The organism is Lysinibacillus sp. FSL R7-0073 (assembly GCF_038009065.1).
Classification (GTDB): domain Bacteria; phylum Bacillota; class Bacilli; order Bacillales_A; family Planococcaceae; genus Lysinibacillus; species Lysinibacillus fusiformis.
In genome coordinates, this window is record NZ_JBBPAS010000001.1 from 3,175,797 (window position 1) to 3,195,321 (window position 19,525).

Sequence of the window (19,525 nt, forward strand, 5' to 3'; positions counted from 1 at the left end):
TGAGGTTATGTCGGAGGCTATCACAATTAATCCCCTAACTGAAGAAGGAGGAGGTAAATTAGTGATAACTGGATTTTCAGATAATTAAGAGGACTTTATAAATATCTTTTATTTAATATATGTAAGAAATTTAAATGGGAAGTTGTAGATCCTATAAAAAGCCAGAGGAATGTTAAGGTTCTTCTGGCTTTTCTTCGTTCACAGTGCGTATTTGTAATTCAGGGGTTCTCTCTAGCTGCTCGATGAACTTTCTCGTCTTAAAACGAATTCCGGTTTGTTCTTCATAGATTGTAGTTATAATTTTTTTTATAAAATATTTCGTTTCCTTTTTTAATTCAATTTTCCCGATTTGATCGATGGGAACTGTATAGAACATACGAATAAGCTTAAGCTGTGTCGGCGTTAGGCGAATAATATAGGGATCATGCTGATAACAGCGGTGGCATAAAAACCCGCCCTGTGCAAATGAAAAAGCAAATTCCCCATCTACAGCACCGCATGCGGCACATGCGTGTAATATAGGTTGGACTCCTGTGTAGGGTAGCATCTTCCATTCAGCAAAGAGTGTGATGGATTCAGGATCATAGCCATCCTCTATCGCTTGAAGTGCTTGCAGCAGGACATCAAAGGCGAAAGGCTCTGGTTTTCCTTCTTCTACGACCCTCTCCACAAGTTCCATAATATAGCTAGCATAGGCAGTGGCCATAATATCCTCACGAATATGACGCATTGAATTCAAATGCTCCCCTTGTTGTAATGTCCCCATACCAGTATGGTGTTGTACCATAAACATGCCATATGTAAAAGGTTGTGTGACCGACGCTAATCTACTAGAAGGCTTTTTAGCACCTCTTGCCATGGTTGCTACCTTCCCTGCCTCTCGTGTAAGCAACGTAACAATTTTATTCGATTCGCCATAAGCACGTACTTTTAAAACAATTCCTTCCCATTTATGAAGCATAGTCCCCCTCCTTTCCTATAAACTGTCCATGAAAATAGAGCTCTCCAAAATATTTTGGACAGCTCAAAGTAAAACTATATGACAGAGGGCATTCACACCGCCAATGCTGTAGACCTTAGTTTTTTGACGGTGTTACCCTAGCCAGAAAAGCATATTAATACTCATCATCTCGGAAACCGAAATCACGTAAATGTGTTGATTTATTACGCCAATCTTTTTGGACTTTTACCCATAGTTCTAAATAGACTTTAGAACCTAATAGCATTTCGATATCCTTTCGTGCACGTGTCCCTACTTCTTTTAATAGGGCACCACGTTTACCAATGACAATACCTTTTTGTGAATCACGTTCAACCATTATAGTGGCTGAGACATGAATTTTATCATTGTTTTCCTCATCTCTACGGATTTTATCAATAACAACCGCAATGGAATGTGGAATTTCTTCGCGTGTTAAATGTAACACTTTTTCACGAATAAGCTCAGAAATGATGAAACGCTCTGGATGATCCGTTACTTGGTCGGCTGGGTAATATTGTGGCCCCTCTGGTAAATACTTCGACAATGTGTCCAGTAAGCTTTCTACGTTATTGCCTTGTAACGCTGAAATAGGAATAATTTCAGCAAATTCATAGCGCTCCTTATAGCTCTCTATAATTCCAAGTAACTCATCTGGATGAATCTGATCAATTTTATTAATAACAAGGAATACTGGCGTCGAATTTCCCGCCAACATTTCTAGAATAAACTCATCGCCTTTGCCAAGCTTCTGCTCAGCATTAACCATGAACAAAATCACATCCACTTCACGCAATGTATTTTTGGCAACTTTTAACATAAAATCACCAAGTTTATGTTTTGGCTTATGGATACCTGGCGTATCAATAAAAATCATTTGGCTATCAGTTGATGTCAGTACACCTTGTACTTTATTTCTTGTTGTTTGCGGTTTATCACTCATGATCGCAATTTTCTGGCCAATGACACGATTCAAAAATGTCGATTTGCCAACATTAGGGCGACCAATAATAGAGATAAAGCCTGACTTATAGCCACTTCTAGTTTCCAGCATTCTCTAAATCCTCCGTTGTAAATGCAAACGGTAATAATTCGCCCACTGTCGTTACCGTAACATCACCTTTTAAATTCGTTAAATAAACAGGCATCGTCGGTGCACAAAATTCCATCATCACCTGACGACATGCTCCACATGGGGCGCATGGGCCTTCTGTATCCGCAACAATGGCAATAGCCTCGAATTCATAAGTACCTTCTGACACAGCCTTAAAAAATGCTGTACGCTCAGCACAATTCGTCATACTATAGCCTGCATTTTCAATATTACAACCGTGAATAACTTCTCCGGCCTTCGTTAAAAGAGCTGCTCCTACTTTAAATTTTGAGTATGGAACATATGCTTTTTCACGCGCTTTTTTAGATTCCTCTAGTAATGCATGCATATCAATTGTCATCTATAATATTTCTCCCTCACGTTAGTATAATACAGTTTATTTTTCATATCAGATACTCACTTCGATTACAACCATTTTGGTAGGAAGATAAGTAATCCGATTATAGCACTGAATAGCGCAAATACAAGCACAGCACCTGCTGCGATATCTTTTGCCTGCTTGGCGAGTGGGTGGAAGTTCGGTGAAGCCAAATCCACTACTCTCTCAATAGCTGTATTGATCATTTCCAATGCAAACATAAGTGCTATTAATAGTAGCACAATATACCATTCCGTTCGAGACAAACCTGTAAAATAACCAGCCAGTATGACAATGACTGCACTCACAATATGTGATTTTAAATTTTGTTCTTTACTTGCAGTTATAATGCCTTCAAACGCATAGCCAAATGATCGCAAGTATTTACGCAAATCCATTTAATCTCGTCCTAAACCAAAAGTTTGTAATATTTCATCTTGTTTTGTAAACATCACTTTTTCCTCTTCAGGCTCCATATGGTCATAACCGAGTAAATGTAAAAAGCCATGGACAGCTAAAAAACCTAATTCTCTTTCAAAGGAGTGATTGTATTCCTCTGCCTGCTCTTTTGCACGATCTGTAGAAATAATAATATCGCCTAATACACGGGGCATTCCTTCAAAAGTTACAGCTATTTCACCTTCACCTAGTTCCTCCAATGCAAAGGAAATGACATCGGTTGGTTGATCTTTCCCACGATACTCGCGGTTTATATCTTGAATCGTATCATTTGTGACAAACGTGACAGAAACCTCTGTTTCTGGCTCGATGTTTTCTACACTCGCTGCATGTTGCAAAAGCTTTTCTACAAGCTCTGTATGCTGTGCTGCAACTTCATTTGTTTCATCAGTAAAATCAATTGTTAAAATCATAGATCCTCCTACTTATCTGCCTTAGGATACTCAATACGTGAATGGAAAATTCCGTTCAATGTTTCGCAAAGTACTCTCTCTATACATTTTAACTCTTTTATTGAAATATCGCATTCATCAAACTGGTTATCTTGTACTCGATCGTCAATGATAGCTCTTACTAGCTTATGAATTTTCTCAGAATTCGGCTCTTTCATTGAACGTACTGCCGCCTCTACACTATCCGCCACACTTATTATGGCAGCTTCCTTTGTTTGCGGTTTAGGACCAGGATATCTGAATGTAGCTTCATCAATGGATTTCCCTTGTTCTTTCGCTTTATACAAGAAAAACTTTAACAGACTCGTCCCATGATGCTGTAATGCAATATCAATAATTTCCTGAGGCATTTTATAGCGTCTTAACATGTCAGCACCGTCAGTTGTATGAGCAATGATAATTTCTGCACTTGTTTCAGGAGGCAATGAATCGTGCGGATTAATTCCTGACATCTGATTTTCTATGAAAAAAGCTGGTCTCTTTGTTTTTCCGATATCATGATAGTAGCACCCTACACGTGCTAGTAACCCATCTGCTCCTATTTCTTCGCAGGCAGCTTCAGCTAAGTTTGCGACCATCACACTATGATGATATGTTCCCGGTGCTTCCATTAGTAATTTTTTTAATAATGGATGATTGGGATTGGATAGCTCAATTAAACGCAATGACGATAATAAACTAAATGCTGACTCAAAGAATGGTAAAAGACCCATTGTCAACGCTCCAGAAAGCAATGCAGATAACATTGCTGCAACAAAGTAAAACACTAATTCTGGTAAACCATAGGATGATTGTGTCATTAATAAATAGAAGGCGATAAAAGCCATATTTACAAGAGAGATAACCGCAACTGCCTGTAAAATATGTGACCGCTTCTCCACACTACGCAAAAAGAATAAACTTGCAAACCCTCCAAAAATGATATAAAGCGTAATTTCCATTTGCATAACGGATGAATAACCTTCTTGAAAAATAACGCCAGCCGAAGCAGCAGTCATAACTGTAACGAGGACTGCTGCTTTATCATCTGCCAATAGGCGCACAAGCATCGTAGCCAATGCCGTTGGGAAAAGGAAGGCAATGGTCACATCAAACCCGCCAGAAACTAAGCTAATAAATTTCATTAGCAAAATGGACAAACTATAAACAATCACTGTTACCAATAATGCATTTCGTTTTTTTCGTTCGTTAGCCTCCCAACGCTCGAATAAAATATACATAAACACCATTTGGAGCAGTGTTAAAATTATGAGTCCTGCAATTGGTTTTAAGGAAGCTTGATTACTGATCATCCCTAAAAGCTCTAATTGTCGAAATGCCTCTTTATCAATAATCTGGCCTTCCTGCACAATAATTTGACCTTGTAAAATTCTTGTAGGTTCTACACTTTCCTTCGCTTGTTCTTTTCTTATTTTCGTTTGCTCTTCGTTAACGGTTTCATTTTCAATAATGCTTGTACGGCCAATTAAAACAACCGTGTTGAATATTTTATCTGGATACCCTCTTTGTCCTCGAATTTTCGTCTCAAAGTCATTTTGAGCAACAAAGACATTTTCAGGTCGAATGGATTTTTGTAAGTATTCCTCTACCGTTTTGGATAATTGGATACTTGTTCTATTTAAATCCTCATCGCTCTGCACTAAAAGTCCTTCTAGCTGTGAATCCGTAAAGATGAGTGGCATTTGATCTTCATCGAGCGATTCAAATTTTTTGCGAAGCTGCCCTACTTGATCGGCAATTGCAATAGGTTCCTTACTATTTGCCACATCCTTTTTTACCTCAAGTACATAATCAAATAACGATGTGACAATCGCTGCTCTTTGCTTGGCGACATCCTCCGAAAATTGATAGACTGGGCCTACTGCAGTTGCGGCTTTTTCCCGCTCTTGCTGTGTCTTGTAGGTATCTTCTATTGTTTTAGTAGATCGTACGGTTTCAGGCGCTAGCTGTAAAGGTTTGAAATCATATGTAACTCCTTTAACATTGCCATACATCAAGCCAAATTGTAGGCATCCTGTTAAAATGAGAATGATGATAATAAAATAGCGAAAACCGATAAGCTCTGTAAACTTTCGAAGTTGTTTCTCCATCTGGCACCTCCTCTATCTACCTACTATCATACCAATTCAACATACATTTTTCTCGAAAAATGTATAAGAAAGCAAAAAACAGCTATACAAATTTGTATAGCTGTCACATTTTTTTCCATTTTTTGACCATTTTTTTAATTCTCATTCACAGGGCGGACTTTTTTAAACCCTGTTGCCCCTGTCGCTTTGCTTTCGGAGCAGAAATTCTAAAGTTGCTGTTCTTCGTAGGCTTGAATGATTTTGGCTACTATTGGGTGACGGACAACATCACCCTGTTCTAACACTTGGAAATGGATCGATTTTACATATTTTAATGTGCGTTCTGCTACGATCAAGCCAGACTCCGTATTTTTAGGCAAATCAATTTGTGTTTTATCACCTGTAATTACCATTTTCGAACCGAAGCCTAGTCGTGTTAAAAACATTTTCATCTGTTGATGAGTTGTATTTTGTGCTTCATCTAAAATAACGAAAGCATCATCTAATGTACGGCCACGCATATAAGCCAATGGTGCAATTTCAATAGTTCCACGTTCAATCAACCGTTGCGTCTGTTCAGCACCGTAGATGTCGTTTAAGGCGTCATAGAGAGGTCTTAAATAAGGATCTACCTTTTCCTTTAAATCACCAGGAAGGAAGCCTAGAGACTCACCTGCTTCAACAGCTGGACGAGTTAAAATAATGCGCTTGACATGCCCATTTTTAAGTGCCTGCGTTGCCATGACTACCGCTAAATACGTTTTCCCAGTACCGGCTGGACCAATACCAAAAACAACGTCTTTATGACGGATTGCTTGTATGTATTCTCTTTGACCAATTGTTTTTGCACGAATCGGTTTACCTTTTGTCGTGCGTGCTATTTCTTCATCATAAAGTTCTGCAAAATATTCAATGGTACCTTTTTGAGTCATTTCAATAGCTGTAGATACATCACGCTGATCAATATTAATACCTTTGCGAATGACCTTCAATAATGCATGCAGCAGAAATGTTGCCTGTTCCTTAGCACTTTCTTCACCCGCAAGTTGAATTTGTTCACCACGGGTAATGATATGAACATTAAGTGCTTCCTCAACCAGCTTCATATTTGCATCGGAAATTCCGAGTAGCATAACCGCTTCGTTTGGATTATCCACTTGTAATACAGTTAACTGTTCTGACATAATCATTCTCCTTGTAGGCCATGTATTGGACTTGCAATGTTTTCATTGACTAAAAATAGAACTTTCCCTTCAACTGTACCATTACCCCACTTTGCCTGTAAAAGGTTTTCTTTTTTGATGATGGATTTTGCAGGTAACGAACGTATTACTTTTTCATGCAGGAGTGGGATGAGTAAAGACTCGATTTTCGATTCATCAAGCTCCACCTGCATAGTTTTCGTTTGCTGTTCCTCCACAATTGAAACATAAGGGTCTAGCCAATTCGGTAAATCCTTTTTTTGCACATAATCAACTTTTTCTTGATGAATACCTTTCACCAATACTCGCCATTGCTTTTGTTGCAAGGTTTCCATTGTAATCTTTGTAGGAATTTTAAATGTACATTCTAGCCAATAGTCTGCAAAAACCTCACCCTTTGCGCCAACAAAGACATGATTTGTTCCACTTTCAATCACTCCACTAACAAGGACATCCCCCTCATAGGCCGTATCATTAACTGAAATTTTCCGCTCCCCATTTTGGATATCAAAGTGAGTAATAATACCGCTTTTAGTTGCTACTAATTGCGATGCCAATTTTTCATTTGTCTGCTTCGTTTGTTTAGGCGATTCCTGTGGTCTTAGTACCACGCGTCCTCCATTTTTTTCAATATGCACCCATGAGAGCTCTCGATGCTGTTCTAATAGCTTTTGGCGTATAACAGTATTAGAAGGTAAATTTTTTTTAGAAAGTGGTGTTTCTAATTGAAAGGTATCATGAAAGGTTTTACCTAAGCGCTGCTCCAATTCAGGTGTCGCTGCATCTATGTCTACTTTCCAAATCACTTGCGCACCAAGTATTGGGATGGCAATCATCAAAGCCAAACCAAGCAAAGTCCAAACCTGAGCTCGGAAAACTTGCAGCTCATCCGCATAAAAAACAGCCATTTTCAAGCGAAAACCTCTTCTTATACGGCGAATTTTTGGCAAATGATGCATCGTTGTTTCAAATGAAACCTCTTGTTCTCTAAAGACAACACGCTTTAACGGAACATGTTGTGCGTGCAATGCTCGAATAAAAGGATGAACATTTTCATGACGCTTTATACGTATAATGATTGGCCGATTATTCCACATTTTTGCTCACACCCATATTCTTTGTCATTTTCATATGAATCTCTTGTAAGTTTTCAACAGAGAGATGAAGCATTTCTTCTTTTAGTGCATGAATCTTCACCAAATCCGCAGTAACAGTAATATGATAATCTGCATAAGCAAACGAACATGTCGTTGCATCTGCATGAATAAAACGGTAAGGTCCAATGATTTTTAATGATTCATATTCGGACAATTCAAGTAGTGGCGTTAATTGAAATAATTTTTTCATAAAAAAAATGCCTCCTTCTTCGGCAATATATGCATCGAAAAAGGAGGACATGCTAGTTATTTTCTTTTTGCTTTTGGAGGACCTAATATTTCAGCCATTACCACAGCCTGCATGAGAGCATTTTTAGATTGCGGAACTCGGAAAGGAGAATGAGTCCCAGTTGCTTTCACTTCTTCTTTCCCAGCTGCTAAGCGTCCTTTTTGCTCGCGGATAGACGAGCGGTGTGGCACATCAGCTGGAATGACAGGTGGCGCAACATAGCTTGGGACTTCCTTCTTCACTTGTTCCTCAACATATTTTTTAGTCTTTTGAACCTTTTCATTTTCTGGAATCCAATCCCCAATAAATTCTCGAGCAAAATCTTCAAAACTTTGAGGTCTTTGATGACGTTGCGGAGTTTCTTCCTGAATAGGTGACTCTACACGTGTATCCTTATTATTAAAAGGAGGCATCGGTTTTTGTGGTTTTTTATTTTTTGATTTTCCGAAAATAGAGCTGACTATGGCAATTATTGCAAAAATAATTAATTGTTCCATATGTTAGTTCCGCTCCTTTCCGTTATTAAACATTTGGTTCATTTGTTTCTGGTTTATCGTTGCTTACTTTTGAAATGGAATCACGCATAGCCGTATCAGCTTGAATGTTACGATAGTTCATGTAATCCATAATACCAAGATTACCTGAGCGTAATGCTTCCGCCATCGCTTGAGGTACTTCTGCTTCAGCTTCTACTACTTTCGCTTTCATCTCTTGAACACGAGCAATCATTTCTTGCTCATTCGCTACAGCCATTGCACGACGCTCTTCGGCCTTTGCTTGGGCAATGTTTTTATCTGCTTGCGCTTGTTCAATTTGTAATTCTGCCCCAATATTTTTACCGATATCTACATCAGCAATATCAATGGATAAGATTTCAAAGGCTGTTCCTGAATCTAAACCTTTTGATAAAACTGTTTGTGAAATCATATCTGGATTTTCAAGAACTGTCGTATGACTAGAAGCGCTACCAATTGTAGAAACGATCCCTTCCCCTACACGAGCAATAACCGTTTCTTCACCAGCACCACCGACTAAACGTTCAATGTTTGCGCGCACTGTAATACGTGCCTTCGCTTTTACTTCAATCCCGTTCATAGCAACACCTGCAATAAATGGTGTTTCAATGACTTTTGGGTTAACAGACATTTGTACAGCTTCTAATACATCACGCCCCGCTAAATCAATTGCCGCACAACGTTCAAATGTTAACTCGATATTTGCACGATGGGCTGCGATTAACGCATTGACAACACGGTCTACATTACCACCCGCTAAATAGTGACTCTCAAGCTGATTAATCGTTACAGGTAAACCTGCTTTATGTGCTTTAATCAACGGATTTACAATTCGAGACGGAATTACACGACGTAAACGCATCCCAATTAGTGTGAAAATGCTAACACGGACACCTGCAGCCAGTGCAGAAATCCATAGCGCTACTGGTACAAAGGTAAAGAATACCGCTAGTACAATGAATAAAATAACCAATCCAGCTATAGGACCAATTAATGCTAAATCAAAACCCATTTTCTATTCCTCCATCTCTTTTTCTGTTTGTCTCACGACAATACGTGAGCCTTCAACTTTAATAATTTCTACATGTTTATTTGCATCGACATAGCCGCCCTCTGATACAACATCAATGCGTTCACTGCCAAGAACCATTGTACCCGATGGACGTAATGGAGTAAGTGTAGTCCCTACTTTTCCTAACAATTCTGTGCGATTGACGTTGGATACATAGCCCTCTTCTGTCGTAGTTGCATCCATTAACACCAGCCTGTTTAAGACATGCAGTTTTTTCCCGAAAAATTTCATCAGAATCACCATTCCTATAATCGCTATTACAAGCGCAATGAGAATTGCTACTATCATTTGCATAATATTTGCACCTGCCAGTAATAAACTTAGTATTATGAGCACACCACCTAAAATACCGACAATTCCACCAGGAACAAAAAACTCTGCAACTACAAGTGCTAAACCAATAATAAATAACAATAAGGATTCATAGCCAGCAAAGCCCGCAACCATGTGTCCAAAGAAAAATAATCCAAGTGCTGATAATCCCATTGTACCTGGAACTCCAAATCCTGGCGAATAGAGTTCCATAACAAGACCTAGACTTGCAATGGATAATAAAATTGGAACAATGATTGGATTTGTAATAAAACGAGCCAATTTCTCAGAGAATGTTGGTTCGATTGGAACGACATCACTCTCTTGTAAGTCTATTTTCTCTAAAAGTTCCTGAAAATTTTTCACGGTACCCTCTGAGTATTCGACTTTTAATGCCTCCGATGCTGAAAGCGTTAATAGATTTTTTCCTTCCGCACGGTACTCCGGCAATTCATAACTCGAATCAGCCATTGCTAAAGCATACTTAGGATCTCGACCTGATGTTTCCGCTGCTGCCGACATTTGAGCAAGCCATGCACTATTTGCTTTCAAATCAGCTGCATTACCAGCTGAATCAATGACAGCTGCTGCACCAATTGTTCCATTGGGCACCATGTAGATTTCATCTGCATGTAAGGCTAAAAAAGCACCTGCTGAATGGGCATCCTTATTAATAAAAGCAATCGTCCGTATATCCGTTGCATCCATAAGCATGGCGATATCACTTGCTGCATTCACAAATCCGCCAGGCGTATGTATATCTAAAATAATCGCTTTCGCATTGTTTTCTTTAGCCTCATTAAAAGCTCGTTCTAAAAATGCGTGAAGCCCTCGCTCTACTTCATTATGAATAGGAACGTGGTAAACCTTACTGCTTGCAAAAGCCGAAGTTAATGGAAACGCTAACAAAAAAGTCATCCATATCACTAGAAAGTAACTAAGGATTCTCCGTTTTCGCACCTTTTTCCCTCCCTTCTAACATGCCTCTCCTCTGTATATACGGTCGAACATGTAAAAAGTTTCACAAATCTAAAAAATTATTTCGACTATAAGTGCATGTTGCTTATATTACTTAGTATTACACAAAAAAGCCGAATGAATCTACATGATATCCATCCGGCTTTCTCATATGTACGTAAAATGAGCAATGTAAAATACCTGAAATTAATTACAGCTGTAATTAATTTCAGGTATATCTTTGTCTGCTCAGTGAATCATACGATTGCGTGTTATGAACGTAGGGATTTTTAATGGGAAATTAAATTACCACTTACGTTTACGTGCAGCTTCTGATTTCTTTTTACGTTTTACGCTAGGTTTTTCGTAGAACTCGCGCTTTCTAACTTCTTGAATTGTACCACTTTTTGATACAGTACGTTTGAAGCGGCGAAGAGCATCTTCAAGCGATTCGTTTTTGCGAACGACAGTTTTTGACATCTCTCTTTCCCTCCCTCCGAACACACGTCAATACACAATTAGGCAAACCACCTTCTGTTGTGTACTAAAAAATTATATCGTATTGTCTAATAATGGTCAATAGAAAGTGTACGAAAATATCAAGTGAATTTTTGGTTTTATTTCTAATTGGAATTAGATGATCAAATTTTGCTCACAATAAAAAAATAATTGCATTTTTCACATTCAATTTAATACTGGCCAAATCTCAAACATTGAGAACGGAGGACCCAATATATTGGGGTTAATTCTGCAAATGCAGAAAGGATGAAAACTCTTCCGCCATCCTACCCGTCAGCTAACTTCGTCGGCTAAAGCGAAGGAGGTCCTATTCGACCACCATTATAGCATATTTTCTCCTATCCTTTTACATGCTTTTTTAGTTGGTCTTTTTTTATGCATTTTTAAAATCAAGTTATTTTACATCTATAGAGGAGAACAAGATGAACACTTTTAGAAACACATTAAATCCTCCAAAAATTCTTGTACTTGGCTTTGCACTTATTATTATCATCGGAACTTTTCTTTTAACGATACCTCTTTCAACAGAAGATGGAAAAGGACTTTCGTTTTTAAATGCATTATTCACCGCTACATCAGCAACTTGTGTAACGGGATTAATTGTTGTCGATACAGGTGATACATTTTCAGTTTTCGGAGAAGTAGTCATTTTATTCTTAATCCAAATTGGTGGTTTAGGATTCATGACATTTGCAACATTGTTATTTTTATTACTTGGGAAAAAAATATCTTTAAAAGAAAGACTTTTGCTTAAGGAAACATTTAATAATATTTCCATTGCTGGCCTTGTTAAATTAGTAAAGAGAATACTGCTCTTTACAGCATTGATTGAAATGATTGGTGGTCTTATTTTATCTATTCGTTTTTCTTTTGATATGCCTATAGGAAAAGCTGTTTATTTTGGCTTTTTCCATGCAATTTCTAATTTCAATAACGCAGGTTTTGATTTAATGGGCGGATTTAACGGAATGACAGCTTATGTAGATGACCCATTCGTTGTTTTAACAATTTGCGCTCTCATTACACTTGGAGGCTTGGGATTTATTGTCATGAATGAACTATATGAATATCGAGTTACTAAAAGACTTTCCGTCCATACAAAAATTGTTTTAGCGTCTACATTTATTTTAACGGTTAGCGCTACCATTTTGATATTTATGTTTGAATTTGGAAATGATGAAACACTCGGTCCTTTAACTGAATGGGGCAAAGTATTAGGCTCTTTTTACCAAGCTGTTACACCAAGAACAGCAGGTTCCAATACACTGGCTATTGGTGACTTAACACATTCTACATTATTTTTAATAATTCTCTTAATGTTTATTGGAGCTGGATCTGGTTCCACTGCTGGTGGTATAAAAATAACAACTTTCGCAGTATTAGTTGCTACGATGTGGTCACAAATCAGGGGGAAAGAAGATGTTGTTTTATTTAAACGTAGAATTGTCACTGAGACTATCTTAAAGGCTTTGACTGTCACAATGTGTGGAGTACTTATCGTTGTTGTTGTGACAATCATTCTAAGCATTACTGAACAACGCCATAGTTTCATGATGTATTTATTTGAAGCAACCTCTGCATTTGGTACTGTCGGTCTTTCGATGGGGTTGACACCTGAGTTATCCCCCACTGGTAGACTTCTCATTATTTTAACAATGTTTGCCGGAAGACTAGGTCCATTAACCATTGCTTTCGCTATTACAAAACGTCGAAAAACAGAAGCCTTTCGACATCCTAAAGGCAATATTATGATTGGATAACAAAATTAGAGGAGTGTGTTATAGCTATGGCGATTAAACAATATGCTGTTATTGGCCTAGGAAGATTCGGAACAAGTGTTGCTCGTAGACTACATGAAGCTGGACAAGAAATTTTAGGAATTGATATTAACGAAGAAAGAGTGGAGGATGCAGAGCCCTATGTTACCCACGCTGTAGTAGCTGATACAACTGAAGAAAAAGCCTTAACCTCTATTGGTATTGGTAATTTTGATTGCGTTATAGTGGCTATAGGTAACGATATGCAGTCAAGTATTTTAACGGTATCTTTATTAAAAGAACTAGGGATAAAAAAAGTTATTGCTAAGGCCCTCGGTAAAAGACATGGTCAAGTTTTGGATAAAGTAGGAGCTGATTGGATTATTTATCCTGAGCGAGATATGGGAGAGCGCGTGGCAAATCAGCTATTGTCTCCGAATATGCTGAATTATATCGAATTGTCTAAGGAATATAGTATAGAAGAAATTATGATCCCTTCAAAAATGGCTGGGCAAAATCTGCGAGATTTAGATTTGCGTGCGAAATATAACGTTAGTGTTATTGCCATTGTTCGAGAAGGAGAAATCATTATTTCCCCTTCCCCTGAGCAAAACATGGAACAGGAAGATATTTTAGTGATGATTGGCCATCGAAAAGAACTCGCTTTTTTTTCAAACATACAATAACAACAAAAAGGCTGTTTCAAGACCCCTTGATACAGCCAGCCACTTTTTCTTAGAAGATCTTCTGTTGATCTCTATCGTCTTTTAAAATTTCTACCGCCTCTCTAAAACGTTGAGAATGGACAATTTCACGTTCACGTAAAAACTTCAAACTGTCATTTAAATCGGTATCATCAGATAAATCAATAATCCATTGATAGGTGGCACGTGCTTTTTCCTCTGCCGCAATATCTTCATATAAATCGGCTATTGGGTCCCCTTTTGCCTGAATATAAGTTGCTGTAAATGGCACACCAGAAGCATTTTGATAAAATAAAGCTCTATCATGATTTACGTAATGGTCCCCTAATCCCGCTTCTTTTAGCATTTCTGGCGTAGCATCTTTTGTAAGCTTGTAAATCATCGTAGCAATCATTTCTAAATGTGAAAATTCCTCTGTCGCTATATCTGTTAATAAACCAACCACTTTGTCTGGAATCGTATAGCGTTGATTCATATAACGAAGTGCTGCTGCTAATTCCCCATCAGCACCCCCATATTGCTCAATTAAAAATTTAGCAAGCATAGGGTTACAAGTACTAACCTTTACTGGGTATTGAAGTTTTTTTTCATAATACCACAAGAATAAATTCCTCCTAATTATATGTTATACTTGCCACGGCCATGGGGTATCAACCCAATTAAAAGGATAATCTGAATAACTTCTTCCAAAATTCATTAATGGACCAAATTTTTGTTCAAAGTTTACTTTAAGCTTCATACTTTTTTCAGTGTTTTCATTAAATTGTTGAATGGCAGCATAATCATGTGGATGTGTGTCTAAATAGAGATTTAACTCAACGATGACGAAATCAATTGCCTGTATTTCTTCAAGTAAGGTATAAAATTCGGGCGGCATCTTTTTAGTCATGCATCATCCCTCCTTTTAATCGGAAATGGATAGGGACTAAATAATTGTGGCCATAGTGTTCCCGCCATAAGTGCCTCTCTTGGGGTTTGGAATTGGGGAAGTCCAGGTGGCTGAAAACCCATATATAATTGTGGTGGCGTAGCATAATACTTTACTTCGATGGGCTTACAGGGATCAAAGGGACTAATATAGGGCTTCCAATACTTATACTGTGTAAACATGACATCCTCCTTTCTGTATTCAAAATCATCAGTGGAGTATATGTGATGGTAGAAGGTATTATTCTAAATACAAAAAAGCCAAAAGCTTCTCACAGAGCTAGTGGCTTATATATACTAAAAGAAATGATTATTAATTAGAATCTGTAGTTTTGCTTCATTGCAAACTTAATAGATAATGGGTTGTAATCCCTTTATTTTAAAGCTTTATACCTTCTTTATGTATTTTTTAACAATGCAAAGTAAAGCATAAAATTGTATTGCTTTGGGGCTAAGTGGGGCTAATAAAAAATTGGCGAGCATGTGTACAGGAATGGGTGAGATTCAATTCAAAATTAAAGCTACCTCCTTAAGGTAGCTTTATAATATATTTTCAGTTCAACTATTTGTTTGATTGACTTTTCCCAGTTGGTTTGTTTCCACTTCTAGTAGCGTTCTCATGAAGCGGTCTTGGTCTTAATCTTGAAGGCGGTGGTGGTGTGCCACGGTTTTCATTATTCGACATAATCTATTCCTTACTTTTTATTTTTAATTTAATCCATTCATCGCTTTTAAAATCAGAACCATTAATTATTTCAACTTTATTTATTGGCTCTTCACCTTTTAAAAAGTCTGAAAGCATAAAACTAAAACTTAACAATAGTAAAATAGCTGCTATTAACTATCGATTGAGTAGATTTAACTAATTTAGTAACAGTTATATCGTTGGCTTTAGTAATAAGTGTTGAACATTCATTAAATATTTCCATCATCCGTTTTTCAAACTCTTTTTCTATTTCACCCTGATATTCTGGGTAACCTGCATAATGCGTTTCAGGTTCTCGGGTCCTCTTTCTATACTTTTAGGATTCGGTAAATAATCTATTGTTTTGCCCCACAAACAAAAGCCTATGTATAAAGTTGATCTAATCATAGCTAGTAAAGAAAAAAATATTAATATTAAAAAAATATATTTTCATATCAGAAGGTATTTTATGAATATTGTTTAAACTAAACAGTATTCCACCCATTACTATTAACCAAAAACTTATTATCCATTGTAACATTGCTGATATTTGTTCTTTACGCTCTAATTCTTTAAAATATAGTTCTTTATACAATTCTAACCTACTCATCAATCCGCCTGCTTTGAATTATTTATGATTCCAAATAAAATTATAAGCTATTGCTAAAAGGGATTAAATATGATCTTAAGTAGAAATGATCTCTCACAAGAATTTAGCTATTTGTGCCTTTATTTATTATTTAGTTGATAAAAACTTGTAGATTAAAATGATAATATTAGGATAATTAGATTGTTGATAAGGTGAAAAATCAATTGATGGATTTATTGAAAATTTCTCATTTTCAATATTTAGTGCCAGTTCCCCTTCACGTTTTGATAACCCCGAATTCATACTAAATGAATACTTCACATCTACATATTCAATTGGTCTTACTTCAACATTCTCTTCATCAAAAGTTACTTTGATTAGCTTTTTTTCACTAAAAATCAAAAATAACCTCCCGTTCTCATACTTTGCATTTGGAATATCTTACATCGTACTCATCTACATTACAACGACCGAAAAAATTTACTTCGACTAGTTGTTGAAGATAATGCGCATTTTCTAAAATCTCTAGAATATCCGTTAGTGCATCAACTGTGTTTATTAAGCCTAATTTTTTCACCTCTACTTTTTCCATATTCGATCTCTCCTAACTGTTGTGTTTTATAGTGTGATTAATAATAGTCATTGTTCACTGTTAAATGATTCGGTACCTTAGCGATGACATGGCACACCACTTAAAAGCCGTTTCGCATAGTCAAAATAGTTTTACATGAGAAATCGCTGCCCTACACACTAGGAAAGGGCGCTCATTAAATTAATAAGGTTAATAAAGTTAACGTCCACTAAATTGGTTCGCTAGATGTGTGTTTCAAACTATCGTGAAATTCAAGACGATCCTTATATGCTAGACAACTTAGGAGTTGCAAATTAGCAATGACCTTTAAAAGGGGGGCAAAGTTTCGTCTTCCTCTAATTTAGCTTTGTAATAAAGTTTGATTAAAGATATGAAATCAAATATATAAAGCATGTTTTAATCAATCTTTTTTCAAAACATGCTCATATATCCTTGTTGCACTAAAGCCCTCTGTTAGCCATCCATGTAGTGCAAAAACAGCGCTTCACCACAGAGAATGAAAGATTATTACGTTCTTTCATGAACTGTTCCGTGAATAATTCAGGTTTGAAGATATTTTTCTAATAAAGTTAAAAAGTGCTCGATATCATCTTTGCTAATATCACCAATGTTGGCTACCCTAAAAGAATTTAATTGATTAAGTTTTCCAGGATATATCGTTAATCCGTTAGCATAAAAAAAATCATGCATTTCTTTAAAATTATACTTCTCACTTTCGGGCTCTACTATTGCTGTAATAATTTTTGAATGGTGCTCGACGGGGACAAGATATCTTAAACCAAGTCTAGAGATGCCTTCTATTAAGGTTGCCCAACATTTAGAATATCGTTCATATCTTTCTTTCATTCCTTCTGCTTTTAATTCTACAATCGCCTGTTTTAGCGCATAGATAGTTTGTACGGGCGGAGTAAAACGCATCTGACCTGTCTCGATGAAATGGTAATATTGAGAATAAAGATTCAAGTAATAATTTGTCGGCTTTTTTGTTTTTCCTTTTTCTAGTTCACTTTTTTTAGCTATAACAAAAGAGACTCCTGCCATTCCTTGAAGGTTTTTATTGGAACTAGCTGCCAAATAACTTATATTCATTTTACTCATATTAATAGGAATAGCTGCAAACGAACTCATTGCATCTACCATCATATTAATCTCATTTTCTGCACAAATGGAGCCAATCGATTCTATATCGTTTAATAATCCCGTTGTTGTTTCATTATGCACAACAGCTAGATAAGAAACTTTTCGTGGAATTTTTTGAATGAATGAATGTAACTGATCTAATTTAATAGGTTGATCGGGTGGACTTAAAAACTCAATCCAATCCAGCTGATAAGCTTCTGCAATTTCGCACATTCTCTTTCCATAGGCTCCGTTATTAATGATTACTAAAACTCCATCAATCATTACTGAACTCAAGATTGATTCTACAGCAGCAGTACCTGAACCACCGAATAAAACGGTTGTATATTGATTCTCTTCTGAAACTAAACTAGTAATTTCAGATGTAACAAATTGCAATAATTGGCTGAAGTCATCTTCACGAGGGCAAATATCAGGGACCACTTGTGCGTATTTAACCGTATCTGTTGTAGTAGCAGGTCCGGGATTCAGTAATATATTTCTTTTAATTTTCTTCACGGTACTCCTCCCTTTAATTTTATTACATTTTTATACGCGGTTCGAATTATCTCTGTAAAGAGGTTCTTATAGGCAAGATCAACCTGCTAATATTTATTTTCAGAACAATTATTTAAGAAATTTCTGTAGACGAGTTTTAACTTCACTTGGAGTAACTTTTGGACGTCCTAGATTTGGTTTAGATCCCTTTGAGATTTTCAAATAAATAAAAGTCAGCCCTTTTGTCATTTTCCATTCTTGAATACACTTTTCAAGTTCATGTAAACTGTGGATATAGCATGACTTTTCATAACCGCAAGCTGCAGCAATATTGACAAGATCAATATTGTGAGAAACGGTATTTTGCCCTCCAGTTGAATCGTGAACATGATTATCTAGAAGAATGTGGAGCATATTTTCAGGTTGATAGTAGCCATTTGTAGATAAGCTTCCCATTCGCATAAGGAGGGAACCATCTCCATCAATAACAATTACATCTATATCTTTTCGCGTATAGGCTAAGCCTAAGCCTAAAGAACCGACACAACCCATGGAGCCAACCATATATAGATTATTAACAGAATCCTCGACCTCATATAGTTCTCTTCCTGTTTTACCAGTTGTGGCCATTAGTACTGTTTTCTTATCTTTGAGTCCATTTATCACTTTTAAAGTGTCAAAACGACTTGGCAGTTCATCTAAGTCAGTTTGTTCACTTTTTTCCTTATTTTTATGATTAAGACGTTGCTCTATCTTCAATTTCTCACTTTTAAAAGTTTCTTTTCTCACTACAAAAAAGAATGGTCGATTTGCTTCAATCCACTTGTTAGCTTCTTCAAGTTGTCTCTTTGCCTCACTATCATCAAAAGATAAAAATTGCCATTTTATTTGCATGAGATCTAGTAGTTGTGTAGTAATTTGCCCCATTAATTCATGCTGGGGCTCATCATTCAACCCGGGTTCTCCACGGAGACTAACAAACCCAAGTATAGGTATTTGAAAGGGGTAGTTTAAGGAAGTCAATGGAGAAATACAATTGGTTAGACCAGAGTTTTGCATTAAAACAACTGATTTCCTTCCCCCAAGGTATGCTCCTGAAGCAATAGCTACTGCATCACCTTCGTTGGCTGCAGCAATATATTCACACTCATTTATGGAATAGTTAATAAGATTCTTTAAAAATGAACATGGGACCCCACTGTAAAAGTTAAAACCAAGTTTTTTAAGCTCATTTCCAAATTCACTTGTATTTAACATACC

The 19,525-nt window shown here is 36.9% G+C and carries 23 protein-coding genes and 1 riboswitch; of the genes, 2 read left to right on the top strand and 21 right to left on the bottom strand.

Features of this window, described 5'->3' with window-relative positions:
• Nucleotides 1-172: 172 nt before the first annotated feature.
• From recO to rpsU, 13 genes are all read right to left on the bottom strand, one after another.
• Nucleotides 173-961, bottom strand: a complete 789-nt coding sequence (gene recO / locus MKY88_RS15785) for a DNA repair protein RecO (RefSeq protein WP_008178475.1) — start codon at nt 959-961, stop codon at nt 173-175.
• Nucleotides 962-1,115: 154 nt separating this feature from the next.
• Nucleotides 1,116-2,033 (bottom strand): GTPase Era, encoded by a 918-nt coding sequence (gene era, locus MKY88_RS15790; RefSeq protein ID WP_025114286.1) that lies wholly within the window; start codon nt 2,031-2,033, stop codon nt 1,116-1,118.
• Nucleotides 2,020-2,433, bottom strand: coding sequence for a cytidine deaminase (locus MKY88_RS15795; RefSeq protein WP_340814110.1), 414 nt, complete (start codon nt 2,431-2,433; stop codon nt 2,020-2,022). The genes era and MKY88_RS15795 overlap by 14 nt, the downstream gene beginning before the upstream one ends.
• A 65-nt stretch (nt 2,434-2,498) precedes the next feature.
• Nucleotides 2,499-2,849 (bottom strand): diacylglycerol kinase family protein, encoded by a 351-nt coding sequence (locus MKY88_RS15800; RefSeq protein WP_025114288.1) that lies wholly within the window; start codon nt 2,847-2,849, stop codon nt 2,499-2,501.
• The gene (gene ybeY / locus MKY88_RS15805) at nt 2,850-3,323 is read right to left on the bottom strand and encodes an rRNA maturation RNase YbeY (RefSeq protein ID WP_069482018.1); all 474 of its coding nucleotides are present in this window, start codon (nt 3,321-3,323) and stop codon (nt 2,850-2,852) included.
• An 8-nt stretch (nt 3,324-3,331) separates the two neighbouring features.
• On the bottom strand, nt 3,332-5,452 hold the full coding sequence (locus MKY88_RS15810; RefSeq protein WP_069482019.1) for an HD family phosphohydrolase: 2,121 nt from the start codon (nt 5,450-5,452) through the stop codon (nt 3,332-3,334).
• 206 nt (nt 5,453-5,658) lie between these two features.
• Entirely contained in the window at nt 5,659-6,615 is a 957-nt protein-coding gene (locus MKY88_RS15815; RefSeq protein ID WP_069482020.1) for a PhoH family protein, read from the bottom strand.
• Between the two features lie 2 nt (nt 6,616-6,617).
• Entirely contained in the window at nt 6,618-7,730 is a 1,113-nt protein-coding gene (locus MKY88_RS15820; protein ID WP_340814111.1) for a sporulation protein YqfD, read from the bottom strand.
• The gene (locus MKY88_RS15825; protein WP_069482022.1) at nt 7,720-7,980 is read right to left on the bottom strand and encodes a hypothetical protein; all 261 of its coding nucleotides are present in this window, start codon (nt 7,978-7,980) and stop codon (nt 7,720-7,722) included. The genes MKY88_RS15820 and MKY88_RS15825 overlap by 11 nt, the downstream gene beginning before the upstream one ends.
• A 56-nt stretch (nt 7,981-8,036) precedes the next feature.
• On the bottom strand, nt 8,037-8,516 hold the full coding sequence (locus MKY88_RS15830) for a hypothetical protein (RefSeq protein ID WP_340814114.1): 480 nt from the start codon (nt 8,514-8,516) through the stop codon (nt 8,037-8,039).
• 25 nt (nt 8,517-8,541) lie between these two features.
• Complete coding sequence (gene floA / locus MKY88_RS15835) at nt 8,542-9,546, bottom strand: flotillin-like protein FloA (protein ID WP_069482024.1); 1,005 nt, start codon at nt 9,544-9,546, stop codon at nt 8,542-8,544.
• 3 nt (nt 9,547-9,549) lie between these two features.
• On the bottom strand, nt 9,550-10,878 hold the full coding sequence (locus tag MKY88_RS15840; protein ID WP_069482025.1) for an NfeD family protein: 1,329 nt from the start codon (nt 10,876-10,878) through the stop codon (nt 9,550-9,552).
• Nucleotides 10,879-11,181: 303 nt separating this feature from the next.
• A complete protein-coding gene (rpsU, locus tag MKY88_RS15845) occupies nt 11,182-11,355 on the bottom strand; it encodes a 30S ribosomal protein S21 (RefSeq protein WP_004227078.1) in 174 nt (57 codons plus the stop codon).
• A gap of 207 nt (nt 11,356-11,562) precedes the next feature.
• Nucleotides 11,563-11,701, top strand: a riboswitch (cyclic di-AMP (ydaO/yuaA leader).
• 115 nt (nt 11,702-11,816) lie between these two features.
• Between rpsU and MKY88_RS15850 the strand changes: the two genes are divergently transcribed.
• The gene (locus MKY88_RS15850) at nt 11,817-13,154 is read left to right on the top strand and encodes a TrkH family potassium uptake protein (RefSeq protein ID WP_340814116.1); all 1,338 of its coding nucleotides are present in this window, start codon (nt 11,817-11,819) and stop codon (nt 13,152-13,154) included.
• A 26-nt stretch (nt 13,155-13,180) separates the two neighbouring features.
• Nucleotides 13,181-13,837: a potassium channel family protein gene (locus MKY88_RS15855; RefSeq protein WP_291757132.1), complete on the top strand. Its 657-nt coding sequence runs from the start codon at nt 13,181-13,183 to the stop codon at nt 13,835-13,837.
• Nucleotides 13,838-13,886: 49 nt separating this feature from the next.
• Here MKY88_RS15855 and MKY88_RS15860 read toward each other — a convergent pair whose 3' ends face one another.
• From MKY88_RS15860 to aepY, 8 genes are all read right to left on the bottom strand, one after another.
• Nucleotides 13,887-14,456, bottom strand: a complete 570-nt coding sequence (locus tag MKY88_RS15860; protein ID WP_031417041.1) for a manganese catalase family protein — start codon at nt 14,454-14,456, stop codon at nt 13,887-13,889.
• Between the two features lie 24 nt (nt 14,457-14,480).
• Entirely contained in the window at nt 14,481-14,744 is a 264-nt protein-coding gene (locus MKY88_RS15865; RefSeq protein ID WP_008179462.1) for a spore coat protein CotJB, read from the bottom strand.
• Entirely contained in the window at nt 14,741-14,965 is a 225-nt protein-coding gene (locus MKY88_RS15870) for a spore coat associated protein CotJA (protein WP_328200191.1), read from the bottom strand. The genes MKY88_RS15865 and MKY88_RS15870 overlap by 4 nt, the downstream gene beginning before the upstream one ends.
• Nucleotides 14,966-15,867: 902 nt before the next feature.
• Entirely contained in the window at nt 15,868-16,077 is a 210-nt protein-coding gene (locus MKY88_RS15875) for a hypothetical protein (protein WP_340814120.1), read from the bottom strand.
• A 126-nt stretch (nt 16,078-16,203) separates the two neighbouring features.
• Nucleotides 16,204-16,458 (bottom strand): hypothetical protein, encoded by a 255-nt coding sequence (locus tag MKY88_RS15880; protein ID WP_328200189.1) that lies wholly within the window; start codon nt 16,456-16,458, stop codon nt 16,204-16,206.
• Between the two features lie 16 nt (nt 16,459-16,474).
• Nucleotides 16,475-16,648 carry a hypothetical protein gene (locus MKY88_RS15885; RefSeq protein WP_328200186.1) on the bottom strand — a complete coding sequence of 58 codons (174 nt, stop codon included), beginning with the start codon at nt 16,646-16,648 and terminating at the stop codon, nt 16,475-16,477.
• Between the two features lie 540 nt (nt 16,649-17,188).
• On the bottom strand, nt 17,189-18,286 hold the full coding sequence (locus MKY88_RS15890; protein WP_328200185.1) for a 2-aminoethylphosphonate aminotransferase: 1,098 nt from the start codon (nt 18,284-18,286) through the stop codon (nt 17,189-17,191).
• Nucleotides 18,287-18,394: 108 nt separating this feature from the next.
• A complete protein-coding gene (gene aepY, locus MKY88_RS15895) occupies nt 18,395-19,522 on the bottom strand; it encodes a phosphonopyruvate decarboxylase (RefSeq protein WP_328200182.1) in 1,128 nt (375 codons plus the stop codon).
• Nucleotides 19,523-19,525 lie beyond the last annotated feature (3 nt).

Bases quoted from the DNA above. Each gene is read 5' to 3' on its own strand.
- MKY88_RS15810 (WP_069482019.1), bottom strand. From the start codon at position 5,452: ATGGAGAAACAACTTCGAAAGTTTACAGAGCTTATCGGTTTTCGCTAT.
- era (WP_025114286.1), bottom strand. From the start codon at position 2,033: ATGCTGGAAACTAGAAGTGGCTATAAGTCAGGCTTTATCTCTATTATT.
- MKY88_RS15865 (WP_008179462.1), bottom strand. From the start codon at position 14,744: ATGACTAAAAAGATGCCGCCCGAATTTTATACCTTACTTGAAGAAATA.
- MKY88_RS15855 (WP_291757132.1), top strand. From the start codon at position 13,181: ATGGCGATTAAACAATATGCTGTTATTGGCCTAGGAAGATTCGGAACA.
- aepY (WP_328200182.1), bottom strand. From the start codon at position 19,522: ATGTTAAATACAAGTGAATTTGGAAATGAGCTTAAAAAACTTGGTTTT.
- MKY88_RS15795 (WP_340814110.1), bottom strand. From the start codon at position 2,433: ATGACAATTGATATGCATGCATTACTAGAGGAATCTAAAAAAGCGCGT.
- MKY88_RS15825 (WP_069482022.1), bottom strand. From the start codon at position 7,980: ATGAAAAAATTATTTCAATTAACGCCACTACTTGAATTGTCCGAATAT.
- rpsU (WP_004227078.1), bottom strand. From the start codon at position 11,355: ATGTCAAAAACTGTCGTTCGCAAAAACGAATCGCTTGAAGATGCTCTT.
- MKY88_RS15830 (WP_340814114.1), bottom strand. From the start codon at position 8,516: ATGGAACAATTAATTATTTTTGCAATAATTGCCATAGTCAGCTCTATT.
- ybeY (WP_069482018.1), bottom strand. From the start codon at position 3,323: ATGATTTTAACAATTGATTTTACTGATGAAACAAATGAAGTTGCAGCA.
- floA (WP_069482024.1), bottom strand. From the start codon at position 9,546: ATGGGTTTTGATTTAGCATTAATTGGTCCTATAGCTGGATTGGTTATT.
- MKY88_RS15870 (WP_328200191.1), bottom strand. From the start codon at position 14,965: ATGTTTACACAGTATAAGTATTGGAAGCCCTATATTAGTCCCTTTGAT.
- MKY88_RS15885 (WP_328200186.1), bottom strand. From the start codon at position 16,648: ATGGAAAAAGTAGAGGTGAAAAAATTAGGCTTAATAAACACAGTTGAT.
- MKY88_RS15800 (WP_025114288.1), bottom strand. From the start codon at position 2,849: ATGGATTTGCGTAAATACTTGCGATCATTTGGCTATGCGTTTGAAGGC.
- MKY88_RS15875 (WP_340814120.1), bottom strand. From the start codon at position 16,077: ATGAGTAGGTTAGAATTGTATAAAGAACTATATTTTAAAGAATTAGAG.
- MKY88_RS15850 (WP_340814116.1), top strand. From the start codon at position 11,817: ATGAACACTTTTAGAAACACATTAAATCCTCCAAAAATTCTTGTACTT.
- recO (WP_008178475.1), bottom strand. From the start codon at position 961: ATGCTTCATAAATGGGAAGGAATTGTTTTAAAAGTACGTGCTTATGGC.
- MKY88_RS15815 (WP_069482020.1), bottom strand. From the start codon at position 6,615: ATGTCAGAACAGTTAACTGTATTACAAGTGGATAATCCAAACGAAGCG.
- MKY88_RS15820 (WP_340814111.1), bottom strand. From the start codon at position 7,730: ATGTGGAATAATCGGCCAATCATTATACGTATAAAGCGTCATGAAAAT.